This is a genomic window from Pseudomonas sp. PA-4-8C (assembly GCF_021606625.1).
Lineage (GTDB): Bacteria > Pseudomonadota > Gammaproteobacteria > Pseudomonadales > Pseudomonadaceae > Aquipseudomonas > Aquipseudomonas lactis.
This window is the reverse complement of record NZ_WKCD01000218.1, coordinates 1-9,632: the sequence shown is the minus strand read 5'-3', so window position 1 is coordinate 9,632 and position 9,632 is coordinate 1. Positions and strand designations below refer to the sequence as shown.

General features: G+C 61.5%; 8 protein-coding genes and 1 pseudogene. 4 read left to right on the top strand and 5 right to left on the bottom strand.

Annotation, left to right across the window (positions count from 1 at the left end):
- The 3 genes and pseudogenes from GIW04_RS23220 to GIW04_RS31550 form a co-directional block, all read left to right on the top strand.
- Positions 1-605 (top strand): CocE/NonD family hydrolase (locus GIW04_RS23220; RefSeq protein ID WP_236479225.1); only part of this gene is annotated, 605 nt, incomplete at its 5' end.
- 166 nt (positions 606-771) lie between these two features.
- Positions 772-1,788, top strand: a pseudogene (locus tag GIW04_RS31555) (methyl-accepting chemotaxis protein); the annotation flags it as partial.
- A 39-nt stretch (positions 1,789-1,827) separates the two neighbouring features.
- Entirely contained in the window at positions 1,828-2,691 is an 864-nt protein-coding gene (locus GIW04_RS31550; RefSeq protein ID WP_413469049.1) for a methyl-accepting chemotaxis protein, read from the top strand.
- A 640-nt stretch (positions 2,692-3,331) separates the two neighbouring features.
- On the opposite strand, the gene GIW04_RS23210 is transcribed toward GIW04_RS31550, so the two are convergent.
- The 4 genes from GIW04_RS23210 to GIW04_RS23195 are packed head-to-tail and all read right to left on the bottom strand — an operon-like array spanning position 3,332 to position 7,479.
- Positions 3,332-3,700 carry a glyoxalase superfamily protein gene (locus GIW04_RS23210; RefSeq protein WP_057710544.1) on the bottom strand — a complete coding sequence of 123 codons (369 nt, stop codon included), beginning with the start codon at positions 3,698-3,700 and terminating at the stop codon, positions 3,332-3,334.
- A 29-nt stretch (positions 3,701-3,729) separates the two neighbouring features.
- Entirely contained in the window at positions 3,730-5,193 is a 1,464-nt protein-coding gene (locus GIW04_RS23205; RefSeq protein ID WP_120248531.1) for an N-acyl-D-amino-acid deacylase family protein, read from the bottom strand.
- A gap of 1 nt (position 5,194) precedes the next feature.
- Positions 5,195-6,055, bottom strand: coding sequence for a MurR/RpiR family transcriptional regulator (locus GIW04_RS23200; RefSeq protein WP_034133656.1), 861 nt, complete (start codon positions 6,053-6,055; stop codon positions 5,195-5,197).
- A gap of 20 nt (positions 6,056-6,075) precedes the next feature.
- Positions 6,076-7,479, bottom strand: coding sequence for a GntT/GntP/DsdX family permease (locus tag GIW04_RS23195; protein ID WP_057710546.1), 1,404 nt, complete (start codon positions 7,477-7,479; stop codon positions 6,076-6,078).
- Between the two features lie 189 nt (positions 7,480-7,668).
- On the opposite strand from GIW04_RS23195, the gene GIW04_RS23190 reads away from it, so the two are divergent.
- Positions 7,669-8,043, top strand: coding sequence for a lysozyme inhibitor LprI family protein (locus GIW04_RS23190; RefSeq protein ID WP_120248530.1), 375 nt, complete (start codon positions 7,669-7,671; stop codon positions 8,041-8,043).
- Positions 8,044-8,184: 141 nt separating this feature from the next.
- On the opposite strand, the gene GIW04_RS23180 is transcribed toward GIW04_RS23190, so the two are convergent.
- A complete protein-coding gene (locus tag GIW04_RS23180; protein WP_120248528.1) occupies positions 8,185-9,630 on the bottom strand; it encodes a SulP family inorganic anion transporter in 1,446 nt (481 codons plus the stop codon).
- Positions 9,631-9,632 lie beyond the last annotated feature (2 nt).

The window sequence follows — 9,632 nt, the reverse complement described above, 5'->3', positions numbered from 1 at the left end:
ACCCGGTCCCGACCATCGGCGGCGCGCTGACCTCCGGCGCCCCTGTGTTTGTTGGCGGGGCCTTCGACCAACGGGAGCGTCCCGACTTTTTCGGCACCCAAGGGGATAACCGCCCCCTGGCTCAGCGCGATGACGTTCTGGTGTTCCAGACCGAGCCTCTGGACGACGACCTGATCGTCGCCGGTGACGTGCAGATCGAGCTGTGGATCGACAGCGATGCTCCCGACACCGACTTCACCGCCAAGCTGGTGGACGTGTACCCGCCCAGCGCCGACTACCCCGAGGGCTTTGCGATGAACATCACCGACGGCATCCGCCGCTGCCGTTATCGCGACTCATGGGAACAGCCGACGGCCCTGAAGCCCGGCGAACGGGTCAAGGTGCTGATCGAACCTTTCGCCACCTGCAACCTGTTCAAGCGCGGCCATCGGTTGCGCCTGGATATCGCCAGCAGCAACTTCCCGCGCTTTGACGTCAACCCCAACAGCGGCGAGCCTTCAGGCCAAGCCAGCCACCCTCGGGTTGCCCACAATAGGGTGCACCTGAGCCACGCCGCCGCCTCCTGCCTCAGGCTTACCGTGGTGCCCAACACGGCGGAGTCCTGAGCGCATCGGATCGCCATTGCGGCACGGTAATGGCGCCCCTTCGTCACCCCGCAAGAAAAGTACTTCAGAATCATCCTTTGCCGCCGATACAGCCCTACACATCTTGGCTGGCTCAAACAACAACACACCGTCCAGCAGACAGACATCACTCTTCAAGGAGCTTTCGATGAACAGCTGGTTCGGTAACATCAGCGTCAATCTCAAACTCGGCCTGGGCTTTGGCCTGGTGCTGGTCCTCACCTCGATCCTGGCGCTCACCGGCTGGACCAGCCTGGGCGGCCTGATCGACCGCAGCAACTGGATGAGCGACATCACCCAGCTCAACGCCTCGCTGACCAAGCTGCGGATCGTACGCCTGCAATACATGCTGGCCAATGGCGACGAAGCCGTGGCGCAGAATGTGCAGACCAGCCTGGATGCCTTCGCAGCTCAACAACAGAAATTGCTGGACAGCTTCAAGAGCCCGGAAAACCTCAAGCTGCTCAATGAGCAGAAAGCTGTCATTACCGCTTACCGCCAGTCCCTGAACAAAATGCGCGAGGCCTATCGCAATGGCAATGCTGCGCGCGACGTCATGGGCGCCAAGGCAGACATCGCCAACGCACAGATCAATGCGCTGGAAACCAGTGTGCAGCAGTCACCCGACAGCCCGGAGCGCTTCACGCAGTTCCTGGCCGTGACCCAGGCCAAGAACGAATTCCTGCAGGCTCGCTACGAGGTGCGCGGCTATACCAATAGCCCCAACGCAGAAACCGAAGCCCGCGCTGCTACACAGCTGGAAAAAGCTGTCGCCGGTTTGAAAGGCCTCAGCGTTGCCTTCGGTGCCGGTCAGCAAAGCGCATTGTCCGCACTGGAAACCGCGCTTGGCGCCTATCGCAGTGCGGTGCAGAGCTACAAGGCGGCCAACGCCAATATCGTCACCGCCCGTGCCGAAATGACTACCCAGGGCGCCGACATCGTGACAATCAGCGACAAGCTGTACGACATCCAACTGGAACGTCGCGACGCTGAAAGCACCCAGGCCCGTAGCCTCCAGTTGATCAGCACCTTGCTGGCACTGTTGGTCGGCGTGATTGCCGCGTGGGTAATCACGCGCCAGATCACCCGTCCGATCCAGGAGACGCTGGCCGTAGTGGAACGCATCGCTTCGGGCGACCTGAGCCACAACATCCAGGTGACCCGTCGTGACGAACTGGGTGTGTTGCAGCAAGGCATCCAGCGCATGGGCACCACTTTGCGCGAGCTGATCAGCGGCATTCGCGACGGCGTCACTCAGATCGCCAGCGCCGCCGAAGAGTTGTCAGCGGTGACCGAGCAGACCAGCGCCGGCGTGAACAGCCAGAAGATCGAGACCGACCAGGTCGCTACCGCCATGCATGAAATGACCGCCACTGTGCAAGAAGTTGCGCGCAATGCCGAGCAGGCCTCCCAAGCCGCTTCCGACGCTGACGGCCAGGCCCGCGAAGGCGATAAAGTGGTGGCTGAAGCCATCGCCCAGATCGAACGCCTGGCGGCCGAAGTGGCGCGCTCCACCGACGCCATGACGCACCTGCAACAAGAGAGCAACAAGATCGGCAGCGTGATGGACGTGATCAAGGCCGTGGCCGAACAGACCAACTTGCTGGCACTTAACGCCGCCATTGAAGCTGCGCGTGCCGGGGAAGCCGGTCGAGGCTTTGCCGTGGTCGCCGACGAAGTGCGTGGCCTGGCGCAGCGTACACAGAAGTCCACCGAAGAAATCGAAGACCTCGTAGCCGGTTTGCAGAACGGTACCCAACAAGTGGCCAACGTGATGAACAACAGCCGCAGCCTCACCGACAGCAGCGTCGCGCTGACGCGCAAGGCGGGTGTGTCCCTGGAAAGCATCACCCGCACGGTGTCGAATATCCAGTCGATGAACCAGCAGATTGCCGCAGCCGCCGAACAGCAGAGCGCGGTGGCGGAAGAGATCAGCCGCAGTATCGTGAATGTGCGGGACGTGTCCGAGCAGACCGCGACTGCCAGTGATGAGACGGCCAAGTCGAGTGTGGAGCTGGCACGGTTGGGTAGCCAGTTGCAGCAGATGGTCAGTCATTTCCGGGTTTAAAAAACCAAAAAAGCCGCCTCAATTTAAGCCGAGGCGGCTCCACTTCTCAGACCTTACAGGTCATCAAAGCTGTCCCGCAGGAATGTCCACACGTGATAAACACGTAGAGCATTCACTACGAGGTTCCACGTACGTCGTGCAAACTTAGACATACTCGGCCCTCCTTGAGTTGGGCCTTACCTCCAGCGCACTTACCGGAACACGTGAGCCTTTGGACGCGGGTCAATGCGTCCTTTGAGGTGGCCGGGCCAGTGGTCCTTCCGCATCAATCCGGCACGGATTACTAGCCCGTGGCGGTCGGTCCAGAATTCGCGCGCATACCCGGCCCACCCAAAAGCGACAAACGCAGAACGGGGAAGATCCTAACCAACATTCCCGTCTAAGGTGTGTCCAACAGTGGTCAAATATCCAGTATCGCCCGATAGATTCATTGCAAGCTTTTGCAATCAAGTCAGGCAAGAGAAAGATGCCTAAAGTATCCATGCCGGCCATCGTTCCGTGTTGCGTGAAGACGTGACCGGCGGTAGTATCCACGTGCGGGTCAATGCGTCCTTTGAGATAGCAAACCCCAGCCACTCACTGGGTTTGCAATAAAAAACCGCCCTACTAAGGCGGTTTTTTATTGCCTGCCATTTGCCACTCAGCCCTCGCTGTCCTCGACAAACACCAGCCGATTCCCAAACGGATCGCGGATGCTCATTTCCCGCGTCCCCCAAGGCGTATCTTCAACCCCTGGCTTGGCATAACGGTACGCTTTGCCCAGCAACTGCTGCTGATACACGTCGACCCCTTGGGCCTGGATCCGCACGGCCGCCCCTGGCGAAGCATCGCCATGATGCTCGGACAAATGCAGCACACACTCCCCCAGCGACACTTGCAGGTACAAAGGGAAATTCGCCTCGAAGCGATGCTGCCAATCAACCTTGAACCCCAGAAAATCGACGTAGAACTCCAACGCCTTGGCCTCGTCGAAAATCCGCAGGATGGGGGTGACTTTTCCTAAGTGCATGGCAACAGCTCCATCTAAAAGAACCCCAACTATAGAGACGAAAACCCGCCACGCAAATCCCCGTTGCGCGCCAGGAACCGGCCTGCTCTCTCACCGTTGGCCTGCCCCTCGCGATAGCTCAATACGCCATTGACCCACACCCCCTCAATCCCTTCAGCGGCGCGCTGGGGTGCCTTGAAATCAGCCACATCCCGCACCCGCTGCGGGTCGAATAACACCAGGTCGGCCCAGTGCCCTTCACGGATCTCACCACGCTCGGCCAGCCCAAAGCGCGCCGCCGACAAGCCGGTCATCTTGTGCACCGCCGTGTGCAACGGGAACAAGCCGACATCCCGGCTGAAATGCCCCAGCACCCGTGGGAAGGCGCCCCACAAGCGCGGGTGAGGAAACGGGTCTTCGGGCAACCCATCCGACCCCACCATCGATAACGGGTGCGCAAGAATGCGCCGTACATCCGCCTCATCCATGCCGTAGTACACAGCGCCCGCAGGTTGCAAACGGCGGGCGGCCTCCATCAGCGAAACGCCCCACTCGGCGGCGATGTCCTGCAAATCGCGCCCGCCCATGTGCGGGTGCGGTGTCGACCAGGTAATGGTGATGCGAAACGCGTCGGTCACTTGCTTGAGGTCCAGAGTCGAGGAGCTGGCTGCATAAGGATAGCAATCACAGCCCACCGGATGATCTTTGGCCGCCGCTTCCAAGGCCGCTAACAGCTGTGGGCTGCGCCCCCAATTACCGGCGCCGGCGCATTTAAGATGGGAAATGATCACCGGCACCCTCGCCTCTCGGCCGATCAAGAACGCTTCATCCATCGCCTCCAGCACCGGTTCGAACTCGCTGCGCAGGTGAGTGGTGTAGACCGCGCCGTAGGCCGTCAACTCTTGGGTGAGTTGCAGCACTTCATCGGTCTCGGCGTTGAACGCGCTGGCGTAGGCCAGGCCTGTGGATAAACCCAGGGCACCGGCCTCCAGGCTTTCCTGCAACTGCACGCGCATGGCCGCGATTTCATAGGGTGTGGCGGTGCGGTGCAGGTCGTCCATATGGTTGCTGCGCAGCGCCGTGTGGCCGATCAACGCGGCGACGTTCACCGCCGGGCAGGCTCGTTGCACCGCGGCGCGGTAGTCGGCAAACCGTGGATAAGAGAACGCTTCGCGGCTGCCCAGCAAGTTCATCGGGTCTGGCGGGTCGCTGCGCAAACTGACCGGCGCGGCGCTGATGCCACAGTTGCCGACAATCACCGTGGTCACGCCCTGGCTGAGCTTGGGCAGCATCTGCGGCTGGCGGATCACCACCGTGTCATCGTGGGTGTGCACGTCGATAAAGCCCGGCGCCAATACTCGGCCATGGGCGTCGATGACCTGCTCGGCCTGGGCTGTGGACAAGTCGCCAATCGTGCGGATGCGCCCTGCGTGCACGCCCACATCGGCGACATACCCTGGGGTGTTACTGCCATCGATGATCAGCGCCTGGCGAATCAACGTGTCGTACTTCATATCAGTCTCCAAGCGGCAGGCTGCCAGGGCCGCCGCGGTAATCGTCCAGGGCCAGTTTGATCCGGCGCAGGCGTTCCTGGTTGTCGTCCGGCAGTGCCAGCGCCAGCTCAGTGGCGAGCAGGTCGATGGCCAGCAGCATGCCGTAGCGGGCTGCGGTGGGCTTGTAGATAAAACTGGTTTCCGCCGGTTGCAGCGGCAGCAACACATCTGCCAACTGCGCCAGGGGCGAATCGGCAAGGGTGATGGCAATGATCCGCGCGTCGTAGTTGCGCGCCAGCGTCACCACTTCAAGTAGTTCAGGGGTCAGGCCCGTGAGCGAGCAGACAATGACGGCATGTTCGGGCCCCAGGGTCGCCGCCGTGACACGCATCATCACCGGGTCATGGCTGGCGGCAATCGGATAACCCAGCCGCACCAGGCGCACCTGCAACTCATCGCTGCACAGGCTCGACGGCCCGCCCATGCCGAACGCATGGATCATCCGCGCCTTGCCCAACAGCTTGACCGCATCGCCAAAACTGCGCTGGTTGAAACCCGACAGATGCTGACGCAACGTCGCCTCGATATCCCCCAGAATCTGCCGATGAAACGCTGACTGTTCAGGCTTGCCCGCCGGGTCCAGGAAGCGGCTGCCCACGCCGCTGGCCTGGGCCAATTGCAGGCGCAAATCGCGCAAGTCACGGCAGCCGACACTGCGGGCGAAGCGTGACAAGGTGGCGGTACTTACCTCAGCCCGTTGCGACAGTTCCTCCAGGCTGGCGGAGGCGGCAAAGCCCACATCCTCAAGCATCAGCTTGGCGATACGCCCTTCGCCGGCACTGAAAGCGTCCTGGCGGGCGCGGATCTGATAGAGGATGTCCATGGGGGCTCCGGGTTACAGGCTCATAAAACAAGGGACAGACCGTAGGTCAGGCCGAAGGCGACCAGCGAAATCAAGGTCTCCAGTACGGTCCAGGTCTTGAAGGTCTGGATAACCGTCATATTGAAGTATTCCTTGATCAGCCAGAAGCCGCCGTCGTTCACGTGGGAAAAGATCACCGAGCCTGCACCGGTCGCCAGCACCAGCAATTCAGGGTGTGGATAACCCAGGCCCAAGGCGACCGGCGCGACTACCCCGGACGCGGTGGTCATGGCCACCGTGGCCGAGCCGGTAGCAACGCGCATCAACGCGGCGAACAACCAGCCCATCACCAGCGGCGACAACTGGAACGCATGGGCCAGGCCGAGGATTTCATGGGTGACCCCGGCATCCACCAGGATGCGGTTCAACCCGCCTCCCGCGCCCACCAGCAAGGTGATGCTGGCGGTCGGCGCCAGGCATTCGTTAGTGAACTTGAGGATCGACTCGCGGTTAAAGCCCTGGGCCAGGCCCAAGGTCCAGAAGCTCACCAGGGTCGCCACCAACAGGGCGATCACCGAGTTACCGATAAACAACAGGAACTGGTTGAACCCGCTGCCCGGCGTGGAAATCACGTTGGCCCAGCCGCCGATCATCATCAACACCACCGGCAACAGGATAGTGCCCATGGTCAGCGCAAAACTGGGCAGGCGCGTACGCGGTTCACGCTCGATAAACTGGCGCTCCAGCGGGTTTTCCGCTGGCAAGTGAATGTGCGGCACGATGAATTTGGCGTAGACGGGCCCGGCAATGATCGCCGTGGGGATGCCAATCAGGATCGCATACAGCACCGTCTGCCCGACCGAGGCGTTATAGGCGAGCACCGCCATCATTGCCGCCGGGTGCGGCGGCACCAACGCATGCACCACCGACAGGCCGGCGACCATCGGCAGCCCGACCATCAGGATCGACACGCCCACGCGCCGCGCCACGGTAAAGGCAATCGGCACCAGCAACACAAAGCCGACTTCGAAAAACAGCGGCAGCCCCACCAGGAATGCAATACACACCATCGCCCAGTGGGCATTGCGCTCACCGAAGCGGTTGATCAGCGTGCGCGCCACCTGCTCGGCGCCGCCCGACTCGGCCATCATCTTGCCGAGCATGGTGCCCAGCGCCACCACCAGGGCGATATGCCCCAGGGTCTTGCCGACACCCGCCTCGTACGAACCCATGATGGTGTCCGCTGGCATCCCGGCCATCAGCGCCAGGCCGATGGACACCAGGGTAATCACGATAAAGGGATTGAGTCGGTAGCGTGCAATCAGCACGATCAATGCAATGATGGCGATGGCAGCGTATGCCAACAGCCCGAAGCCCGGTAATGCGGCCATGCGGTACTCCTCGGAAAGGGTCACGTCGAATAGGTTGTGAAACTCATAAATCATTCCCGAGGAGGATTTTCAATTTTTATGAAAGTAATTTTCGCCCACGGATAAGCGCTGTCGCTTGGGGATATGCCCGACGTTAACGGATGAAAATTCGAGGGGTGTTCTTACATGAAGATCAGAGAAGGCGGAAACTCAAACGCCGCCCTTGAGTCATAGACTGCGCATCCACTGCCCAGGAAACCGCTCATGATTCGCACCACAATTGCCGCCAGCGTCCTGCTCTTGTGCGGCAGCGCTTATGCCGCCGACAACCCTGCCTTGAAAAAATGCATGGACAGCGCCAATACCACCGCAGACATGGTCAATTGCAACGCCAAGCAAACCAAGGTGCAGGACGAGCGCCTGAACCGCGCCTACAAGACCGCCCTCGCCGCCCAGGAAGGCGTGCGCAAACAACAACTGCAAGACGTGCAGCGCCTGTGGATCAAATACCGCGACGCCAATTGCGCCTTCGCAGGCAGCGCCACCGGCGGCACGATTGATCAGGTCAATGGCACAGGCTGCGTGCTGGACATGACCCAAACCCGTGCCCAGGAGCTGGAAGACCTGGTCGGCCCGTAATCGCGACCTTGCCCCCTGTAGGAGCGAGCTTGCTCGCGAAAAACCCGAGAGCACCGCAGAGCATCAGAACGCCCGCGTTATCGTTGACGATTTTCGCGAGCAAGAACTAGGCGTCCCCCTTGCTCCTACAGAGGTAAAGGTTCAGTCGTGATGAACCTTGGCGCGCTTGAGCAGCTTTTTGCAGCGCTCGGATAAATGCAGCACCCGCAGGTGCTTGCCGGCCTTGGTGTAGTGCTCGCGCAGGGTCATCAGCGCGGCAATTGCCGAATAGTCGACAAAGCTCAGGTGACGGCAATCCAGCGTAACCTGGGCCGGGTCGTTGGCTGGGTCGAACTGATTCAAAAACGGCGTGGTCGAGGCGAAGAACAACGTGCCGTGCAGCCGATAGAGCTTGCTGCCATCGGCCTCCAGATGTTCATCAGCGTACAGTTCCCGCGCCTGCTGCCAGGCGAAGTTCAGCGCGGCGATGACGATACCGCACAGCACGGCGGTGGCCAGGTCGGTGAACACGGTGATGATCGTCACCGCCATAATCACCAGCACATCATTGAGCGGCACCTTGTTGATCACCCGCAACGACGCCCAGGCGAAGGTCTGTTGCGACACCACGAACATCACGCCCACCAACGCCGCCAGCGGAATCCGCTCGATCAGTGGCGACAGAAACAGAATGAACAACAGAATCATCACCCCGGCAAACACCCCGGAGAAACGCCCACGCCCGCCGGAGCTGAGGTTGATCACGGTTTGCCCGATCATCGCGCAACCGCCCATGCCGCCGAACAGGCCCGAGACCATATTCGCCGCGCCCAGGGCCACGCTTTCGCGGTCAGGATAACCACGGGTCTCGGTGATTTCGTCGGTGAGGTTGAGGGTCAGCAGGGTTTCCAACAGGCCGACCATCGCCATCAAAACCGCGTAGGGCGCGATGATGCCAAGGGTTTCCAGGGTCCAGGGGATCTGCGGCAGCGCGAAGGTCGGCAAGCCACCGGCAATGTGCGCCATATCCCCCAAGGTACGGGTCGGCAAACCAAGCAGGTACACCGCCAGGCCCACCCCCAGAATCGCCACCAGCGCGGGCGGCACGGCACGGGTCAGGCGGGGCAACAGGTACACAATGGCCATGGTCGCCGCCACCAGCCCGGCCATCACGTACAGCGGCGTGCCGCTGAGCCAGGTTTCACCGCTCTTGAAATGCTCCAGTTGCGCCAGCGCAATGATGATCGCCAGGCCGTTGACGAAGCCGAGCATCACCGAATGCGGCACCATGCGCACCAGCTTGCCCAGGCGCAGCAGGCCGAAAGCGACCATGATCAACCCGCCGAGCAACACCGTCGCCAGCAAATACTCCACGCCGTGCTGCACCACCAGCGCGACGATCACCACCGCCATGGAGCCGGCCGCGCCCGAGACCATGCCCGGGCGGCCGCCGAACAACGCGGTGAGGGTGCAAATGATGAAGGCGCCGTAGAGGCCCATCAGCGGGTTGAGATGGGCCACCAGCGCAAAGGCGATGCATTCGGGCAGCAAGGCGAAAGACGTGGTGAGGCCGGCCAGGGCGTCGGCGCGCAGACGGGTGAGGTTCATGG

Coding starts and splice junctions, on each gene's coding strand:
- GIW04_RS31550 (WP_413469049.1), top strand. CDS start 1,828: ATGGGCACCACTTTGCGCGAGCTGATCAGCGGCATTCGCGACGGCGTC.
- GIW04_RS23210 (WP_057710544.1), bottom strand. CDS start 3,700: ATGCACTTAGGAAAAGTCACCCCCATCCTGCGGATTTTCGACGAGGCC.
- GIW04_RS23205 (WP_120248531.1), bottom strand. CDS start 5,193: ATGAAGTACGACACGTTGATTCGCCAGGCGCTGATCATCGATGGCAGT.
- GIW04_RS23200 (WP_034133656.1), bottom strand. CDS start 6,055: ATGGACATCCTCTATCAGATCCGCGCCCGCCAGGACGCTTTCAGTGCC.
- GIW04_RS23195 (WP_057710546.1), bottom strand. CDS start 7,479: ATGATTTATGAGTTTCACAACCTATTCGACGTGACCCTTTCCGAGGAG.
- GIW04_RS23190 (WP_120248530.1), top strand. CDS start 7,669: ATGATTCGCACCACAATTGCCGCCAGCGTCCTGCTCTTGTGCGGCAGC.
- GIW04_RS23180 (WP_120248528.1), bottom strand. CDS start 9,630: ATGAACCTCACCCGTCTGCGCGCCGACGCCCTGGCCGGCCTCACCACG.